The 19,870-nt window shown below is 34.4% G+C and carries 14 protein-coding genes; 11 read left to right on the top strand and 3 right to left on the bottom strand.

What is annotated here, in order from left to right; genetic code table 11:
* Positions 1–1,460: 1,460 nt before the first annotated feature.
* The 7 genes from ACO05S_RS00250 (at position 1,461) to ACO05S_RS00220 (ending at position 10,201) form a co-directional block, all read left to right on the top strand.
* On the top strand, positions 1,461–2,399 hold the full coding sequence (locus ACO05S_RS00250) for an HNH endonuclease (protein ID WP_421919547.1): 939 nt from the start codon (positions 1,461–1,463) through the stop codon (positions 2,397–2,399).
* 137 nt (positions 2,400–2,536) lie between these two features.
* Positions 2,537–3,601: a type I restriction endonuclease gene (locus ACO05S_RS00245; RefSeq protein ID WP_421919546.1), complete on the top strand. Its 1,065-nt coding sequence runs from the start codon at positions 2,537–2,539 to the stop codon at positions 3,599–3,601.
* Between the two features lie 197 nt (positions 3,602–3,798).
* A complete protein-coding gene (locus ACO05S_RS00240; RefSeq protein ID WP_421919545.1) occupies positions 3,799–5,115 on the top strand; it encodes a hypothetical protein in 1,317 nt (438 codons plus the stop codon).
* 378 nt (positions 5,116–5,493) lie between these two features.
* Entirely contained in the window at positions 5,494–5,877 is a 384-nt protein-coding gene (locus ACO05S_RS00235; RefSeq protein ID WP_421919544.1) for a hypothetical protein, read from the top strand.
* Positions 5,877–6,962 (top strand): TIGR04133 family radical SAM/SPASM protein, encoded by a 1,086-nt coding sequence (locus ACO05S_RS00230; RefSeq protein ID WP_421919543.1) that lies wholly within the window; start codon positions 5,877–5,879, stop codon positions 6,960–6,962. Before ACO05S_RS00235 ends, ACO05S_RS00230 begins: the two co-directional genes overlap by 1 nt.
* A 984-nt stretch (positions 6,963–7,946) precedes the next feature.
* A complete protein-coding gene (locus ACO05S_RS00225; protein ID WP_421919542.1) occupies positions 7,947–8,747 on the top strand; it encodes a carboxymuconolactone decarboxylase family protein in 801 nt (266 codons plus the stop codon).
* Between the two features lie 215 nt (positions 8,748–8,962).
* Positions 8,963–10,201 carry a hypothetical protein gene (locus ACO05S_RS00220; protein ID WP_421919541.1) on the top strand — a complete coding sequence of 413 codons (1,239 nt, stop codon included), beginning with the start codon at positions 8,963–8,965 and terminating at the stop codon, positions 10,199–10,201.
* A 65-nt stretch (positions 10,202–10,266) separates the two neighbouring features.
* Here ACO05S_RS00220 and ACO05S_RS00215 read toward each other — a convergent pair whose 3' ends face one another.
* The gene (locus ACO05S_RS00215; protein WP_421919540.1) at positions 10,267–11,190 is read right to left on the bottom strand and encodes an endonuclease/exonuclease/phosphatase family protein; all 924 of its coding nucleotides are present in this window, start codon (positions 11,188–11,190) and stop codon (positions 10,267–10,269) included.
* A 268-nt stretch (positions 11,191–11,458) separates the two neighbouring features.
* Between ACO05S_RS00215 and ACO05S_RS00210 the strand changes: the two genes are divergently transcribed.
* Positions 11,459–11,797, top strand: coding sequence for a hypothetical protein (locus tag ACO05S_RS00210; RefSeq protein WP_421919539.1), 339 nt, complete (start codon positions 11,459–11,461; stop codon positions 11,795–11,797).
* A 61-nt stretch (positions 11,798–11,858) separates the two neighbouring features.
* Here the strand turns inward: ACO05S_RS00210 and ACO05S_RS00205 are convergent, their stop codons facing one another.
* Complete coding sequence (locus ACO05S_RS00205) at positions 11,859–12,689, bottom strand: hypothetical protein (protein WP_421919538.1); 831 nt, start codon at positions 12,687–12,689, stop codon at positions 11,859–11,861.
* Positions 12,690–12,700: 11 nt separating this feature from the next.
* On the bottom strand, positions 12,701–14,833 hold the full coding sequence (locus ACO05S_RS00200; protein WP_421919537.1) for a hypothetical protein: 2,133 nt from the start codon (positions 14,831–14,833) through the stop codon (positions 12,701–12,703).
* A gap of 1,018 nt (positions 14,834–15,851) precedes the next feature.
* Between ACO05S_RS00200 and ACO05S_RS00195 the strand changes: the two genes are divergently transcribed.
* The 3 genes from ACO05S_RS00195 to ACO05S_RS00185 are packed head-to-tail and all read left to right on the top strand — an operon-like array spanning position 15,852 to position 19,830.
* Entirely contained in the window at positions 15,852–17,063 is a 1,212-nt protein-coding gene (locus tag ACO05S_RS00195; protein ID WP_421919536.1) for a PQQ-binding-like beta-propeller repeat protein, read from the top strand.
* Positions 17,064–17,095: 32 nt separating this feature from the next.
* Positions 17,096–18,343 (top strand): PQQ-binding-like beta-propeller repeat protein, encoded by a 1,248-nt coding sequence (locus ACO05S_RS00190; protein WP_421919535.1) that lies wholly within the window; start codon positions 17,096–17,098, stop codon positions 18,341–18,343.
* 59 nt (positions 18,344–18,402) lie between these two features.
* Positions 18,403–19,830, top strand: coding sequence for a PQQ-binding-like beta-propeller repeat protein (locus ACO05S_RS00185; RefSeq protein WP_421919534.1), 1,428 nt, complete (start codon positions 18,403–18,405; stop codon positions 19,828–19,830).
* The last annotated feature ends 40 nt before the right edge of the window (positions 19,831–19,870 follow it).

Genomic DNA, 19,870 nt, shown 5'->3' with positions numbered 1-19,870 from the left:
CCCGAACTAATTTTTTGACCTATTTTCCTTTCTACTGCGTTAAGCTTTTTCGCCGTAGCTACGGCTATGCCTGTAAACCTTGCCTTGTAAAAAGAAAAATATTTTCAAAAACTTTAATTCGTTTTATTAACACTCTTCACACTAGCTATTGCTATGATATTGTTTTGCACCTTGAGTAAACTCAAAAGTTTGAAAACAACTTTACAACTACTTTATATTATAAAACAGGCATGATTGTCTTGTTCATTTGTGATTTCGGTATTAGTTCTGTATCTACATAAAGTGTAATCATTTATCAGTTTATAATTTTTTCCATTTGCCAAATGGAAGTCAAAAGATCTAAATTGCTTCCTTAGCGAAGCATCTAAAAGTTAATTTGTACTACCCAAAACGTTCCGGAAAGTATCTAAAACGCTTCGGAAAGAATTCAAAACGCTTCGGAAAGTATCCGAAACATTTCGGAAAGTATCCAAAACTTAAATTACACTATTCCAAATGCTTCGGAAAGCATTTAAAATGCATAGCAAAGCATCCTAAGACCTTGATACCTATATCCAAATCAGCTAAGCAATTGTTCATGAATAGCATAGGTCTATCCAAACGGACATTCCTTTCTTTTAAATCGCAAATAAATTAAGCTGTTGATCGAAATCCGGTGCAGATGTCATAACAAAGCAGTTAGGGGACAAGTACTTTGTTATCATTCCGATAATGAGTTTTTTGTGTTATTGCATTGGTTGTTTTCCTTATCTGCTTTCTGTGCTTTGGTTTATTCCCAAAATGCATTAATGCAATATTTGTGTTCTTCATCTTTCTGGCTTCATTCAGATTTGCTAAGCCAGAACATCTTCAATACTCATTACCTACTTCTCAATCTTCTGTGTATCTACACCCAATTGATTAAATCGTATTGTTTCAGTTTAATCTGATGTCGAATGTAAAAAATTAACTTATCAATACAAAATATTACAAAAATATTTTTGAAAAAATATTCGAAAATAAAATGTGCATTGCTTGCTATGCTTGAGATAGAGCTAAATTTTCGATTTGTAGAGTGTACTGTTATTTAGATAGTGTTTAAATATGATAAGCCTTTTTGCTTGTTTTCCACACTTATTAAATTATTGTTCTTACCTGTATTGTTTTAGATGCTATTGTTTGTGTATGTTTTAAGATGATGAATGTATTTTACTGCTTGTGAATAATTTGCAAGTATAAGCGCATTAAAAGATATTTTGTTCTGTATTTAATGATTTGTAAGTTCTTGGTTTTTCTTTCGTATTGATGTAAAAGGATTTAACTGCATAATTTCAAATCGAATCAGCTTGTTTTTGCAAATAAATTGAATATAAGTTTGATTTAAGGTTTTGGATGCTTAAATTTGATGGTCTGCAGAAAAAAAATAGGGAGATATGAATGTTTTTCTTGTGAAGGAGAAACCCTAACAGATAAAATAATTGATGAAAAATATTGATCGAAATAGTGTCCATGATGCTCAAATAATTTTTGAGAAGTTGTTGCCCGAACCAAATGCAAGAATTAAAGTCATTGAATTTTTAAGTAATGCAATTAATTATGCGGATATTATTGACAGTCAGAATTGGAATCTGAATCTTGACAAGCAGGGAAAATTTATTCGATTCAATACAGGACACGAATATTGTATTCAAATCAAAAAGAATGAAATTTTAATTTTATGTGATAGAGAAACTCTAAGACCAATTGTAAATAATTTCGATTTTTCAATTAAGTATCGGGGTCATATTAAGAAAAAAAGAATTGATTCTGATAATATTGATAATGTTCCTGATTGTTTAGCAAAAACAAAAAATAGCATTGGTTGCTTATTGCCAACTAAAGGAATTGAAAATTACATTAATTATTTTCGAACGAGCAATGTAGACTTTATTAAGGAAGCAATCAAGACATCTCAAATGCCGCAAATGAAAAATGCTCACTCAAATGGTGCAGTTGAATATCTTGTGGTAAATTATTCAGAACAAATGAATAATTTAAATTACAAATTAACAGAATTGCCAACACTTAATGATTTAATGGCTTACGAAAAAGAGGAAATTCAAAAGGCGATAAAGTTAAGTAAATCAAAAAGGCTGGAAAAGTTAAAAAAGTCAGATCCAAAACCAAAGCGTACATTAGTAAGTCAGTCCGTTTTTATTAGAAATCCATATGTTGTGGCAGAAGTTCTTGAACGAGCAAATGGTATTTGTGAAAAATGTGGAAAACATGCCCCTTTTAATAAAGATCTTGATAATTCACCATTTTTAGAAGTTCATCATGTAATTCCGTTAAGTGAAAATGGAGATGATACCGTAAAGAATTCAATCGGACTATGTCCTAATTGTCACAGACATGCTCATTATGGAAAAATGACATATTGATTATTAGTAAGATAAAAAACTAGATCGTATGCAAGTTTGTCGCCTTCCTTTTGCTTAAGAATAAGCACATCAACGGATTTGTGTGATGATTTGGGTAATAAACTAACTATAAAAAAATCTATAGAAAAACAATATAAATGAAAGATATGGAACTTCACAGCCAACTTAAAGGACTTGCGGAAAAAGTCGACCAATTGAAAGATAAAATTGATACTGAAGAATCTACAAAACATGCTTTCACATTACCATTCATTAATATTTTGGGCTACGACACTTTCAATCCGATTGAAGTTATGCCTGAATTTACTGCTGATTTAGGACTTAAAAAAGGAGAAAAAGTTGATTATGCCATATTTCAAAGTGGAAATCCGATTTTAATCATTGAGTGTAAGCATTGGAAACAAAATTTAAATGTTCATAACTCTCAACTTTTTAGATATTTCCACGTTACAAAGGCTCGTTTCGCTCTTTTAACAAATGGAATACAATACAAATTTTATACGGACTTGGAACAACCTAACAAAATGGACGAAAAACCATTTTTGGAATTTGATATTACAAAACTTAAAGAAAGCACAGTAAAAGAAATTGAAAAGTTTCATAAGTCAAAATTTGATGTTTCCTCAATAGTTGATAATGCGAGTAATTTAAAATATACTCGTGAAATAAAATCATTGATAGATCAAGAAATTATCGAACCTTCTCAAGATTTCGTTAAGCTATTTGCAAACAAGACCTATAACGGACGTTTAACTTCGAAAGTATTGGAGGAATTTACCGACATTGTAAATAAAGCTTTTAACCAAATAATTAGCGAAAGAGTTAATGATAGGTTAAATTCTGCATTAAACAAAGAGCAGGAAAAACAACAAGCGGAAGAACAAGTTGAAGAACAGCAGAAAAGCAAAGTTGAAACAACAGAAGAAGAAATGGAAGGCTATCAAATTGTTGTTGCTATTCTGAGAAGAAAAATCGGAAAAGACAGAATTGTTCATCGAGACACACAGTCTTATTTCGGAATTCTATTAGACGATAATAACCGCAAACCAATTTGCCGACTTCATTTAAATGGAGGGGTTAAATATATCGGTTTGTTCGACCAAGATAAAAAGGAAACAAGAGAAAAAATAGAAACAGTTGACGAAATTTATAGATTCGAAAAACAACTTTTGAATACGATAGAGTTTTACGATAAAGAATAAAAAACTCTTTGCTCGGAGTTTATCTTCTATTGTTTTATATCTACTGCATTTCTTTACAAAGAACCATAAGAAAGGAATGGAGTGGTAGCTGATTTATACCCTAAACCTTATGATCCGGTTTTGCATGGCCAGATAAGTATGTTGTTAATGCAATGCAAACCAAGACCCATTACCTGATTTGATTACGGAGTACCAATATGTCAATAAAAAGAAGAAAGAAAAAAAAACAGCCACAAAGAAAAAAGAATAATAGTCCGATAAAGAATACAGTATTACGAAAGAATTATCTGAAAATAATTGAGAAGCTGTGTTCAAAAGTATCTTGTTTGGATGCTTTTGGAAAGTTAAACAAAGATGAAATGATTCTTATTTTTGCTCGTAGGGTTTATGTCGAGCCTGTAGAGTTTGATAAGGAGGTTTCGTATGATTTAATTACTTACAGGTTTTTTAAAACTTACGTGCGTAACTTTTACCATAAGCCAGGCTTTGGAGTGCCAAATAAAGATGCAAAGGAATTCACGAATTATGAATTTCTTGTAGGGATTCAGTTTCTTCATACAATTAACGAATTTGAGTTTGAGCGTAGGCAGTATTTTTTAATTGCCTTTACCCCTTTGAGGCAATTGTTGGGCAATCGCAATGAATTTATTAAGCATGTAACTTTGCTCTATTGTTTATTGAATAACGAAACAAACGTGTATGAAGGAAACATGTATGCTTTAAGGTTAAATACGGCTATAAAGCATTATCCAACACCGGGTTTCTGTTATATGAACCAGATGCAATCCTATTTGCCACGAGTAAGTGAATTTGTGAATAAAGGAGCTAAGAGGAAGGTGTATCAATTGGGATATGTGAATAGCGAAGCCAGTATAAATTGGTTTTTTATATCGGCTAAGCTACTTAATGGCATATATACAGGTAAGAAAAAGGACTTGCCGGTTTGTATTCAAAATCATGCTTATAATAGATTGTTTGAAAGATTAAAGCCCATGCCAAATAATATTATTGCTTGGCATTTGAGTTATTCTATAAGGACTTTTAAGCAGGTAGAGATTTATAAAGGAAGAATTTTGATTCCGATTAAGATATGGAGTCATAAATGTGGATACTTTATTGCCAGTATCAATAAAAACAGGTTGATTCTTCGAACGTTTTTATTTCTTACCCATCATTATACACCCGAAGGCGAAAAACTGGAAGAAATTTCGGGTTTAAGTAAGGAGGAAATCTCTTATTGGAAAGTTGATAACCTACAGAACTTTATGGATTCGGATCTTGAAAAAGATCATTACATGAGGCAGGTGCTTGAGCAGGCTGGTGTAGGTCATTTATTTGAGATTGATTCGGATTTTATTACAAAGAAGGAGGAGCATTTGCCTTACGATTGGGATGCCTTAAATCTTTATATAGAAAGGGGTAAGGAAGAAGTGCATGATGTGGTTGATGATAGATATAATGAAGAATGTATGGAGGATTTGCTTTGTGAGATATCGGAACCTGATCAGGAATAAGAGGAGTTTATGTTAGAAATAGCATGACAAATCAACTTAGCTTCGCTAATATTAACGGTTTGGTATTGATTCAACGTCGAACTCACGTTAATTTAGAACGCAACCAGAATATAAGAATTTCATCATAGGTAAAAATTGATATGAAACTAGTGTAAAGAATGCTAATTCCCCGAACTAATTTTTTGACCTATTTTCCTTTCTACTGCGTTAAGCTTTTTCGCCGTAGCTACGGCTATGCCTGTAAACCTTGCCTTGTAAAAAGAAAAATATTTTCAAAAACTTTAATTCGTTTTATTAACACTCTTCACACTAGCATGATAAAAATAATTATTAAACACAAATGATGATGATTTTGATCATACGGCTTACTTTTGAAAAATGGAGAAAAATTGTAAACAGAAAAGAAACTGGATTAGAAAGATAGTTGGCGGAATAAGTTTTACATCAGCAATGTTTGTTTTTCAAGCTTGTTATGGAACGCCACAAGATTTTGGACTTGATTTATTTATTGAAGGCCAGGTAAAGTCAAAAGCATCGGGATTACCTTTAAAAGGGATTAAAGTTTCTGTTGCTGACAATATGCAATATGATTTAACCGATGAAGAAGGCAAATTTTCGTTTTATACGGAAATGCTGGAAGGATTAAAACTTAAATTTCAGGATATTGATTCTACTCAAAACGGTCATTATATTGATAGGGATACTTTATTAACAGGTGCACAGGATAGTGTTTACCTGGATATAGCTTTAGAGGAAAAATAATGTATTCATTGATCAAAAAACACATTTTCAGGAAATTTAAAGATTCGGAAACGAAAAGGCACGAGTTGAATTATTTGTTTTGGGAGTGTACAACAAGATGCAATCTAAACTGTGTGCATTGTGGCAGTGATTGCTCAAAAAATAGTTCGTATCCTGATATGCCAATTAAGGATTTTTTTCGAGCCATTGATACCATAAAACATATTCCACAAAATTTTACGCTTGTATTTACGGGCGGAGAACCTTTATTGCGAAAGGACATAGAGATTTGCGGAAAAGATCTGCGTAAGCGAGGTTTTAGGTGGGGATTGGTTTCGAATGGCCATTTGTATAATAAGCAAAGACACATATCCTTGCTAAATGCAGGAATGGGAGCATTAACAATTAGTTTAGACGGACTTAGGAATTCTCATAATTGGTTGAGAAATGATGAAAATAGTTTTGATAAGGTAATCAATGCGATTCAATTGGCAGTATCCTCTAATCGGATCGAGTTTGATGTTGTAACTTGTGTCAATAAAAATAATATTAATGAATTAGAACAAATCAAGGAATTGTTAATTTCTAATAATGTTAAGGCGTGGAGATTGTTTACAATTATTCCTATTGGCAGAGCTGCACATCATTCCGATTTATCCTTAAGTGATAAACAATTTGTTCAATTAATGGATTTTATTGCAGAATCGCGAAGATCTAATGGCATTGATGTGAAATTTAGTTGCGAAGCTTATGTTGGCAAATACGAACTGAAGGTAAGGGATTCGTTCTTTTTTTGTAGGGCAGGGATTAATATTGGCTCAATTCTTATTGATGGTTCAATTTCGGCATGTCCCAACATTGATAGATCTTTTGCTCAAGGAAGTATTTACAGCGACAATTTTTATGAAACTTGGCAAAAAAAATTTCATGTATTCAGAAATAGGGAATGGACAAAAGTTGGACAATGTGAGTTGTGCAAAGATTTTAAAGAATGTGGTGGAAATGGACTTCATCTCTGGCATAGAGATAAGAAAAATGTTTTGGTGTGTCATAATAAGAAAATAGAAAAACAAGCAAATGTCGACACTCTATTAAAGAAAAGTTAGACGATATTAAATGGTTTAATGATGTGTTGCTTTTTTATGCATCTTAGTGGTTTGGTGGGGGCGTGTCATACAATTGATTGCTTTTTTTAAACTCACCTTTGCTAGCAATATTGTGGAATCAGGAAATCTTATGAAAACGAAACAATTTCCACTTTGAATAAACAACATCGCTTCCAATTGATTAAACAGTTCATTTCTATAAGTCTTGCATCATTGTATGGAGCATTTGCTTTGTTAGATATCGGAACCTGATCAGGAATAAGAGGGGTATTTCAGAAATAGCATGACAAATCAACTTAGCTTCGCTAATAATTAACGGTTTGGTATTGATTTAACGTGAGTTCGACGTAACATTCTATCCACAGAAAGTTATATTTGCGATAGATTTGCATTAAAAATTTGGAAAGAATAGCGGGCTATTTTGAGGAATTTTTAATGTGAAGATGTCGTAAAGAGAACTTTCCATTATGTGTTTGCCTGCTTTCGGCATAAATTTCCTCAAATCTTCTTGAAATATCCCGATATTCCTTCGAAAATTTGAGAAAATTTCTACTCAAAATCAGATCAAACTGTGAATGAATTTTACGTCGAACTCACGTTAATTTAGAACGCAACCAGAATAGAAGAACTTCATCATGGGTAAAAATTGATATGAAACTAGTGTAAAGAATGCTAATTCCCCGAACTAATTTTTTGACCTATTTTCCTTTCTACTGCGTTAAGCTTTTTCGCCGTAGCTACGGCTATGCCTGTAAACCTTGCCTTGTAAAAAGAAAAATATTTTCAAAAACTTTAATTCGTTTTATTAACACTCTTCACACTAGCATGATAAAAATAATTATTAAACACAAATGATGATGATTTTGGTCATATGGCTTACTTTTGAAAAATGGAGAAAAATTGTAAACAGATGAAACAGATTGAAATAATAATATTACTTTTGTTATTGTGCACTTGGTTTACAAACAAACAGATTTGAAAGAAATGAAACAATCAGACAGATACAAAATTGGTTGGGAAAAACTGAAGGAAATTGACGGAGAAGCAGGTGTGAAAGTGTTTAACAGCCTTAAAGACATTTCTCCTGATTTAGGAAAATTTACAATTGAATATGCTTTTGGAGACATTTATACTAGAGACGGTCTTGACTTAAAATCTAAAGAGATTGCAGTAGTTGCTGCCTTAACCGCAATGGGCACAGCTCAACCTCAATTGAAAGTACACATTAATGGAGCACTCAATACAGGAAGTAGTATCAACGAAATTAAAGAAGTTATATTGCAAATGTCTGGTTATTCAGGGTTTCCCAGTTGTATTAACGGTATGAATGCCTTAAAAGAAGTATTGCATGACCGCAAAGAAAACGGGGTTGATGATGCAATTGGAAAATCTCCTACAGAAACAGAAAAGAAAGACCGCTTAAAAACCGGAGAAGAAGAGTTATCAAAACTTGACCGTTTACAAGTCGATAGACTGAAAGATGCTTTTAATCATTTTTCACCAGAATTAGTAAAATTCATACTTGAGTATGGTTATGGTGATTTGTTTTCAAGAGACAGTCTGAGTAAAAAACATAGACAAATTGCTACAGTTGCTGCATTAACAGCTTTAGGAAATGCACAATCTCAATTAAAATTTCATATAAATGCAGGAATGAATATAGGATTAACAAAAGAGAACATTGAAGATATAATGTTATTAATGACCGTATATTCCGGTTTTCCTTCAGCAATAAATGGAATAAATATCTTGAAAGAAGTTGTTAATGAAAGGAATGGTGATTAATCAATAAATCGCTAATGCTTTTAATAATACTGCTATTCCCCTTGAAATAAGTCACTTTTTTTCTTTTGATTTTATTCTTTAGTAAAAGATATTGCCATAATATAAGGCTATGTTTCCATTTTCTGCCTTGATCAAATTCAAAATTCTCAAAAGAATTTAAGATTCATTTTATAATAAAACCGTTATTAGTCAGGACTTAAAATAGGATACATCAAATGAAGAGAATTCTGAAAATAATAGGAAAACTAGTTTTGTTAATCGTTGGATTAGTAGCTTTAATATATTTAGGTTTTCGGCTGAATGAGTATGTAGCAGGAAATAAATATGTGGAGTATCTCAAGAAAAACAAGTTGGTTTCGAATCAGTTGGGTAAATCAATTCCTTTGAAGTTTGACAATGATTTTTTCGAGAATCAGCTTTTTTTGGTTGGAGAGATACACGAGGTGGCAACTTCTCCTGTTATTGATGTTTCGACATTTAAATGTCTTAATCGGAAGACTAATATTACCACTTATATTGCTGAAATGGATATTTCGCAGGCATACTATATTAATAAATACCTAAAAGATTCGACAGATTTATCGCTTGAAAGGATACTCAACAAGTGGGTGGTTTGGATTGGGACAAATAGTGCAGAATATAGAGAGCAGAAATGGGGAAACCTTAAAGAATATTACCAACAACTAGATAAAGCAAAAAGATTTGAAGTTTTTGGAGTAAATAGACTTAATGATTTTGCTTTGTTGAATCGACTTTTAAGAGAAAAATTACCTTCAATTTACTCAGCTGAAATACCTGAAAATAAAGACTCGTTAGTAAATTGGGTTTCATCAGTATTGCCTAAAATATTAAAGAGCAGATCATTTACGGTACGCGATAGCTTGCTGTTGGCAGATATTGAATTTAACTGTTCAAATCATGACAAGATTACATCCAGAGATGAATTTATGTATGAGAATTTTTGCAGGTATTATAGGCAGTACAATTGGATCACAAAAAAAATATATGGTTGTTTTGGTTTGTATCATACACTGCAAGGGATTAACCGGACTTTGGCAGGAAGAATTAAGGAATCAAGAATTTTAAATGATAATTTAGTATCACTAGTTGCGCTTTATACAAATTCACAGCTAACCGTTCCAAGTGGTGGGTTACCAAGCTATTTAGCAGGAAGTGGTTCTTTTACTAAATTATCTTACAGCTGTGACGATGTATTTTTTGGATACATAAAAGGAATCGAGGATTTTAAGCGGGTATCAGGCAAAAATTCAATCAGTTTATTTAAGCTTAACGGTATCGATTCTCCCTATTATTGGTCGAATAGAGGATTAGACAATTTTAGTTTGATAAAATTGTTTGGAAGTATTCCGATAGATGAGAATAAAGTAACAACAGATTATATTCAATATCTGTTTTATGCAGATGGATCTGACTGGGTTCAACCTAATGAATAATACTGATAAGCTCGACTAAAAATATTGTTTCAGTTTGCACTGATTTTACGTCGAACTCACGTTATTTACCCATTTAGGTTAATCATTTGGTCAAGTTCCTGACTTAAACTGTTAATCTGAAATTCTGCCCAAAGAGGCAAATGGTCGCTGATTTGTTTTTTTCCGCCTTTGGGGTTTTGGTCTTGAAAAAGAACCTTTCCGAAGGGAACGACATTGCAGTTGCCTGAAAATTGAAACGAATCCCTTTTAACCCAGGCAATTTTATCATAGGTGGATGTTTGGAGGAAATTGGTTTTTAACTCGTTCATTTTATCCGGCATGGCAAAACCATTTGATTCTAAAGCCGAAAAGAATTGATCACCATATTCTTCGATATTGAAATCGCCAAGTACAAAAAAGTCTCTGTCGAACACTTTGTTTCTATTGGTTTTTGATCGTTTGTAGATGTGTTTTGCCAATTCTTGAATTTCCTTTTTTCTTTCTTCTTTTTCAACTTTTGTTTGACCGTAATAAATGTGTACAGATGCAATCACAAAATCAAATCTTCCTGCTTTAAATGATGCACAATAAGGCATCCTGTGTAATTGATAGCCTTGATGAGTTTTTGCTGTTACAGGAAAACCAATCTCACAAACCAAGCCTGTTGGGATTACAGTTCGTTTGTCATATAAAAAAGCAAAACGTTCGTAGTTTCCTGTTGGGTCGGAAACCAGAATTTTGTAATTGCCGGGGAGTAAATCTTGTAATTTACTCAATCCTCTTAAGTCAGTCTTGACCTCTTGAAGCGCTATAATATCAAATCTTTCACAAACATCAGCAATGTATTGTAAAGCTCTTTTGCTTTTATTGTTAGAAAAATGCTGAATATTCCATGTTGCGATTAAAAGATTCTCATTGATTTTTCGACTTGGAACTTTGTATGGTTCGTTATCCATTAATTGCATTAACGCCTTGCGTTCATTAGCAATAAGTGTTTTTGTGTCAGGCATAATCATTTTGATAAGATATACTAATTTACAATATTTTTTTGAGGATTGTATTTTCTTGAGATAATGCTAACCTATGCGAACGGAATGTTACCTACATCAGTTTTAGAGAATTTTTACCCCCAAAAAAAACTGCGATCAGCCAGTGTATTTATAGTTGAATCGGGCTTATTAACATAGATTAACCTTAATTGGGCTAACGTTAACATTTCTTGGCTGCTTAATGGTGTTTCTTTGAAAACAAGAAAATTAACGAATTAAATAAAACAACATGAAACGATTTCTATTATTAATGATTGCTGCTGTATTTGCAATTAACCTATCGGTAAATGCGCAAAGTATGCCTAAACCTGAAGATATGGCAAAACAGCAAACTGCAGCTATGAAGGCTGATTTAGGATTAGATGATAAACAAGAAGCAGCGGTTTACGAACAAATTCTTGATATGGGAAAAACCATGCAAGAATTGATGAAAAGTGGAGATCGCAATGCGATGATGACTACAATGCAGGAGAAGCAAAAAACAATGATTGCTGAATTCAAAAAGATATTAACTGAGGAGCAATTTAAGAAGTTGGAAGAAAAAATGGCTCAGCAGAGAAGAAGGTAAGTTAAAATTATATATCAATGTTGATCCCCGTGAATATTGTATTCATGGGGATTTTTTTGCCTTAATCGTCTAACTCCTCATCCTCATCCTCATCCTCACCAAAATAGGCTTCATCATCGTATTCGTCTTTATAGGGAGGAATATCGAAATAGAAATCTGTTTCGATAACAGGAATGCACTTCATCATGAAAGAACATAGTTGGTAATGTTCTCGTTCTGCAAAATAATTTAAAAAGTTGTCTCTAATCTCGATTTGTATTTCGGTATTGAAGATTCGCTTTAAGTCTTCGGGTGCATTTTCGATCATCCACTGCAAGGTTTCGATAAATTTATTGGTTTTTGTCCTTGCAAACTTTTCGATGTTGAGAAGGTAACTTATGGGTTCCTGCAGCTTTTCTTCGTATAGCTTGTTTTTTGCAGTAGTTTTTAATGAATGAAGTATTTGCGACATTCCTATCAGTTGTTTGGCAATATCTTCGTCTGCAATTTTACTATATTTTTCCTTTTTTCGATTAAAATCTCGCTCTTTTGGTTCTTCTTTTATTCGCAGATGGGTATCTACAATTAGGCAAGCAGAGTAGTATTCACTTTTTTCGAGACTCTCCAATAGTTTTGTCTTTACAATTGGGTTAACCGGATCTACCAACTTGCTCATGATATGCATTAAAGCTTCGGGATCGTTTTTAGCAACCCAATTGACACATTCGTACCATGCATCAAGATCATCGAAGGACACAGTTTCGATATTGCATTTTTCGTCTACTGATGAAATCATGTATACAGAGTTAAGTGCGTATTTGTACCAACGATATCTTGGTTTGCCATCTACAATTTCCCAATCGTAATCTGATGCTTCATCATCATCCATTTGATTCACTATGTCGTAATACATGGGCTATAGCTTTATTCAATTCGTAATAATTTGATTTTATCTATGCGAACGGCATTTTGTATCCCATTCATGTTGTCGTTAAATTCTTCAAAGCTGATTTTAAAAAAGTTAAGACCTTTCTTAAGCTTGGTTTGAAAGCTGTTAGAATATCCGTAGTCACTCCAATTTCCTTTTCCGCGCTGCGGAAATACAATCGACCCTAAATAGCCATTGTTCTGCCATAAACTTCTGCTAACGCATTTGTCGCCTTTGTCGAAATCCCCATTCCCATTAGCATACAAGAAGCTAATTTGGTAAAGCCCTCTTTTGGGGGCTTTAATTTGAAAGTAATAGGGTTCCGGGTCTGATTTTTTTAGAACAATAAAGCTTGATTTTTGATTTGTTTGAAAAGCCTCAGCTTCTAAAAACTTCTCGTATTTGCTTTGACAAAGTACAATAGGTTTCGATAAGAACGAGTGATAATGTAGACTGTCAACGGCTTGAACGCAGAATTCGACCGGATACTCAAAGCTAAGTTCTGTCATGTAATTGTCTTTTGTTTCCAAAAGAAGTTCCCCATTCCTGTACACCTTATAATGACTTGCATTCTTAATCTGATTCCAATGTAGTTCTTGCTTTCGGTATGAAAGAGTCGGAGTAGAAGGGGATGTTTGATTGCTGACCAGATTTACCTTTTCTCCATCAGGGATTTGATTGTTCATTTTAATCACAATTTTATGATGTCCCTCTATGTCTTTAGGAATTATGGCTCTTCGGTAGGCAGTATCATCAAATGTAAATGAGCTTATTTTATCGCCAAATCCTAAGATCTCGATATGAAGAATTGCATTTTGATATTTTAAGTTGCTTAAAGTGTGTTTCCCTTTTAGTTCTCTTGGAATTACTGGTTTAAATTCCATCTCTTTCGCATTTAATCTTATTCCCATTAATACATGCAGGAAGTTTGATACCGATGCAGCAGCACTTAATAAATTGCGATCAGAATTTGATTCAGTATAGTTAAAATCTCCATTGTCGATTTCAAAGTTCTCCTTGTTTGTTAAGAATAATCCTGTTGATCTTATTGATGATGACAAGCCATAAAGTACAGCCATTGTGTTTCGGTTTTCAGCTACAGCCCAATTCCAAAATCCTTGAACAAATGGCCAACTTGTGTTGTTGTGATAATTTGGGATGTTGGGAATTTGAGGGTAGAAACAAGGCGTACCAAAGTTTGTAATTGGCAGCTGTTTGTCAGATTCTTTACTTACATGCCAAATGTTGGCAAGCGATTCGCCAAGCGCATCCGAATGATCGGACAGTAAATTGTAGTTTTTGTATTTAAACTGACTCAGGTGTTGATCCTCACCCAAATAAAATTGTTTGTTGATGCTCTTTTTTAATGCTTCGGATATGTGAGAATATTTTTGAGTGTCCTTATTTAGTAGGCTTCCCATTTTAATGATTACCTGAAGTGCCTTGTAATGGATGATTTGATTTGAAAGAGAATAGCTTTCGTAAATGTCAATTGGCGACATCCAAGAAGGATAGGATTGTTCTCTCCAATTTAAAAATGAAGCTTCCCCTTTAAAAAGATGAGAGTGGTAATCCCAGATGACGTTAAGATCGTCATCCAAGCTGTTTTTAATAATGAAATAGCTTTTCCTGAGCCAATCTTTGTCTCCTTTTGCTTTGTAAATTTCCCAGGCGGCAATAGCCCAAACCAATCGATCCGAACTTATTGGCCACGATCCTCCTGTGCCTGAATCTTGAATGATTCTATCCTTTCTAACTCTCTGTATTAAGCTGTTTTGGCAAACATCGGGAAGAAGAAGTGCCAATGATAAAATGCTTGAATACCCCAAAGTGCTGGTTGCAATGCTCTCTGGAGAAAATATGCTGTCGTTAATTATTTTTCGGTCTATTTCTTCTAATGACAAGTTGTAAATTGCATTTAGTAAAGTGTGCTTGCATTGGTAAGTAGGATAATCAAATAGTTTTCGTTTTTGTTTCCAGCTGTTGGCAGTTAGGCCTGGATAGTTAGATCTGATTTCTTTATCGTTTATAGCAATAGCCGAATATTCTGCCTGCTCAATTCTATTGGGGTATATTTTATACTGATCTGATTTGAAAATTATACTGTTGTCAGATTTACAGGTAATCATGCAAATCGCAGAAATAAGCAGTAAGCTTGTTCTTATTGATTTGTGCAATTGACTTTGTAGCATAGTATTGATTTGAATCAGCATTAAAATTAATAAATCAATCTATAAATAAAATGAACCCAAGCTTTTTTGTATGATAAGCTTGATTTATGACATAAAAAAATTGACCGAAGTCGTTTTTTTAAAAGTAAAATTCAAATGATGTATCTACTAATTAAGATTCGGTTAAAATAAGATGAATGATTATAAACGATCAATGCTTCAATTGTGATTTCAAAGGGCATGAAACGAATCGGATTTTAATTGCTGTGTTCATGAGTATAATAACGTGAGTTCGATGTAAAATTCGTTCACAGTTTGATCTGATTTTGAGTAGAAATTTTCTCAAAGTTTCGAAGGAATATTGGGATATTTCAAGAAGATTTGAGGAAATTTATGCCGAAAGCAGGCAAACACATAATGGAAAGTTCTCTTTACGACATCTTCACATTAAAAATTTCTCAAAATAGCCCGCTATTCTTTCCAAATTTTTAATGCCAATCTATCGCAAATATAACTTTCTGTGGATAGAATTTTACGTCGAACTCACGTTATAATAATACCAGGTAAAAGTTTGATTAGTGTGTCCTTTCGGAGCATCGAAATAGAAAGTTAAAAACTTGTTAAAACAGTTTTACACATTAAACGGCAACTAAGAAAAGTATTTATTTGTTCTGGATTGATTCTGGTTTTTATTGTAAATTAAATAAAGACATTGAGGTCTTTAATATCCAATACCAAAAGGTGCTGAATCAATAGCTAATTTTTGTAAAACGAATCTAAATAAAAATGATTAAACTATTTCCGAATAGAAGGATGATTTGTGATTGTCATGGCAAGTAAATGTTAATAGTGTACGGCTTTTGACTTATTTATTTAGACCTAAAATAGATTTGATGTAATAATAGCTTACTACTCATTAAAACAATTTATTGAATGTATCTTTGAGATTTAACGATAAAACCTAAAATTATAACAGATGCTACGTATTTTATTATCCTTAACAATTGTGTTGTCTGCTTTGGTAAGCATGGCGCAAAATGATGCCCAATGGCGCGGTGAAAACAGAGATGGGAAATATCCGGATACTGATTTATTGAAAACATGGCCAGCTGAAGGCCCAAAAATGTTATGGCACTTTGATGAACTTGGTGCAGGTCATGCTTCTGCTGCGATTACCGATAAGTATGTTTTTACAGGAGGAACCGAAGGTGATAATGGTTTTGTGATTGCTTTTGATCATTCCGGCAATCAAGTTTGGAAACAGGTGTATGGAAGAGAGTGGATGGATACTTATGATGGGGTAAGAACAACTCCAATGATTCATGATGGTTTGGTATATATTCTGAGTGGTTATGGTGAAGTGGTTGCCATGAAGACCGAAACCGGAGATATTGTGTGGAAAAAGAATATTCTTGATGAGTTTGAGGGAGAAAACATTCGATGGGGGGTTACTGAAAATCTTATGGTTGAAGGAGAGAAACTATTTTGTACTCCGGGAGGGAGTCAGGCAAGTGTTGTTGCTTTGAATAAGAAGAATGGTGAGCTCATTTGGAAATCGGTTGCAAAGGGTGAGAAATCGGCTTATTGTTCGCCAGCATTAATCAAGCTAAACAACAGAAATCTATTGGTAACCCATACCCAAAATTCAATACTGGGAATCGACGCCAAAGATGGTAAGATGCTTTGGAGTTTCGACCATCCTAATCGTTACTCAATTCACCCGAATACTCCGATTTACAAAGATGGAATGTTGTATTGCTTTAGCGGATATGGAAAAGGCGGTGTAATGCTTGAACTATCTGCAGATGGTGCAAGTATTAAAGAATTATGGAGAAATGAAGATCTTGATAACCAAATGGGAGGAGCAGTTCTTTTAGATGGTAAAATTTATGGTTCCGGTCATACCAACAGAGAGTGGTTTTGCCTTGACTGGAAGACAGGGAAAACTTTGTATTCTTCCAAAATGTTGAGCCGTGGGAATGTAATTTTTGCAGATGGCTTGTTATACTGCTATGGAGATAGTGGTGAAGTAGCTTTAGTTGATGTAAGCAAGGGTTCTTTCAATAAGGTAAGCTCTTTTCGTGTTCCTTATGGTGAAAAACAACACTGGGCACATATTGTAATCCATAACAAGAAATTATATGTGCGTCATGGAAGTTCTTTAATGGTATATTCAATCGCAAAATAGAAATACAAACACTAATATAACTAATTGAATTTATGAAACGATTGTTAGGACTTGGGATCATTGCTTGTTTTGCATTTTCGCAAGGGACAATAGACAAGGTTTTTACAGAATGGCGCGGACCGAATAGAACCGGGGTGTATAATGAAACCGGATTGTTAAAAGAGTGGCCTGCTATGGGACCTGAATTACTATGGTATAATGATAGTATACCGGTTGGTTATTCTTCGGTAGCCATTGCACACAATACCGTATACCTTACAGGTTTAATCGATTCTATGGATTATTTGTTGGCTTTTGATATGAAAGGGAACAAAAAATGGAAGACAGCTTATGGCAGAGGATGGGATGCATCGTTTGTGGATAGCAGAGCAACCCCAACAATCGAGGATGATAGAATTTACCTGTCAAGTGGAAAAGGTGACGTGGCTTGTGTAAATGCAATTACAGGAGAAATAAACTGGAAAGTGAATGCCAGTGAAAAATTCGAAGGAACTTTTGGAAAGTGGGGGATCTCAGAATCCATTTTATTATACAAGAACATGGTTTACTACACGCCTTGCGGTGAACAAACCACCATGATCGCATTGGATAAAATGACTGGAGAAACCATTTGGCAATCTGAGAGTTTGAATGACAAGCCCGGATATGTGTCTCCATTATTGATTAACCGAAATGGTAAGAATCAGATTGTAACCGTGATTGAGAAAAATGTTCTTGGAGTAAATCCTGATAATGGAAGTATTGAATGGAAATTTGACTACGGTCAATATGCTGGTGGCAAATGGAAGTCAAATATCAATACAAATACTCCTTTGTATAAAGATGGTAAGCTATATGTTACAAATGGATACGATCACAAATCAGTAATGCTGAACCTGAATGAAGATGCTACAGGTGTTGAATTGGCTTATTTGGACACCATACTTGATATTCACCATGGCGGTGCAGTATTGCTTGATGGGTACATTTACGGTGCAAACTGGGTAAATAACAGAATGGGAAATTGGTGTTGCTTGGAATGGGAAACAGGTACTAAAATGTACGAAACCAAATGGCAAACCAAAGGTTCTATTGTTTCGGCAGAAGGGATGCTGTATTGCTATGATGAGAAAGGTGGAAATATTGCCTTGGTAAAAGCGGATCCTAAAGAATTTAAAGTGATTAGTGAGTTTAAGGTTCCATATGGGAAAGGGCCTCACTGGTCGCATCTTGTAATAAAAGATGGGGTGATGTATGTGCGTCATGAAAACGCACTTATGGCATACTCGATTAAAGAATAAAGAAAATGTTAAACCTGTTAGGTCTTTAAAACCCTGACAGGTTTCTTACGATTAAGGATATGCTATCGAAAAGAAGCGAAAAAGGTATCATTCTCTTAGCTGCTGCAATTGCTGCAGTACTATTTGCGTACTGGCTGTTTTATAATCCTGTTAAGGAAATGCATGCAAGTATCCCGGGTATGGATAATCGCCCAAAAGAAAGTGAATCGAGCGGTGGGAAAGTTAAAATTGGAGAAGGATATGATTTCTTCAAAGAGATTTCGACGGAACTGAAGGGCAAATGGGTGCAATTTCGTGGGGAAAAATCAGATAATATTGCAAGTGAACAAACCCAATTAATCAACTCCTGGGGCGATGGGCCTAAGATCGATTGGCAGGTGGAACTGGGAGAAGGTCATGCTGCACCTGTTGTGTACAATGGCAAAGTGTACGTGCTCGATTACGATGAAGTAAAAAAAGCCGATGCCTTAAGATGCTTCTCACTAGAGACAGGAGAAGAATTATGGAGAAGATGGTACAGGGTGCGTATCAAGAGAAATCATGGTATTTCGAGAACGGTTCCTGCCATCAACGAAAAGTATCTTGTTACGATCGGACCTCGTTGTCATGTGATGTGTACCGATCCAAATACAGGAGATTTTATTTGGGGAATTGATTTGGTGAAAGAATACATGTCTGAAATTCCATTTTGGTATACAGGTCAGTGCCCAATTATCGAGGATAATATTGCCATTATTGCTCCTGGCGGATCATCTCTTTTAATCGGTGTTGATTGTGCAACAGGAAAAGTAGTTTGGGAAACTCCTAATCCTGATCAATGGAAAATGTCGCATTCTTCGGTTATGCCAATGACATTAGATGGGAAGAAAATGTGGGTGTATGCCGCTGTTGGTGGTATCGTAGGTGTTTCTGCAGAAGGCGATGATTTGGGTCAGATTCTATGGAAAACAAAAGATTTTGCACCTTCGGTTGTAGCTCCATCACCAATTGTTTTTGGCAATGGAAAAGTGTATATGACTGCGGGATACGGAGCCGGTGGAATTTTATTGCAGGTGAAAAAATCAGGAGGAAATTACAGCGTTGAAACATTGCAAAAGTTCAAGCCAAAAGATGGCATAGCCTCCGAACAACAAACACCAATCCTGTACGACGGACACATGTTTAGTATTCTTCCAAAAGATGCGGGAGGAGTAAGAAACCGCTTTGTGTGTGTCGATCCAAACGACTGTCAGACAATTCTTTGGGATAGTGGTTCGACCAACCGATTCGGATTGGGTCCATATGTTGTGGCCGATGGTAAGTTTTTCATTCTTAGGGATGATGGAACGGTGAGCATTGCAAAAGCTACATCTAAAAGTTTCCAGTTGTTGGACAAAACCAAGGTGATGGACGGGCACGATGCATGGGGACCATTGGTGGTGGTTGATGGCCGATTGCTGATGAGAGATGACAAACACATGCTTTGTATCGATCTGAGAAGAAATTAAAGACATGGCAATTGCCAGGATTCAAATATTGTAATCAGTT

Origin of the sequence: Marinifilum sp., from assembly GCF_965230805.1 — a bacterium.
Lineage (GTDB): Bacteria > Bacteroidota > Bacteroidia > Bacteroidales > Marinifilaceae > Marinifilum.
The sequence above is the reverse complement of the archived record's forward strand: the minus strand, read 5'-3'. Positions and strand labels throughout refer to the sequence as shown.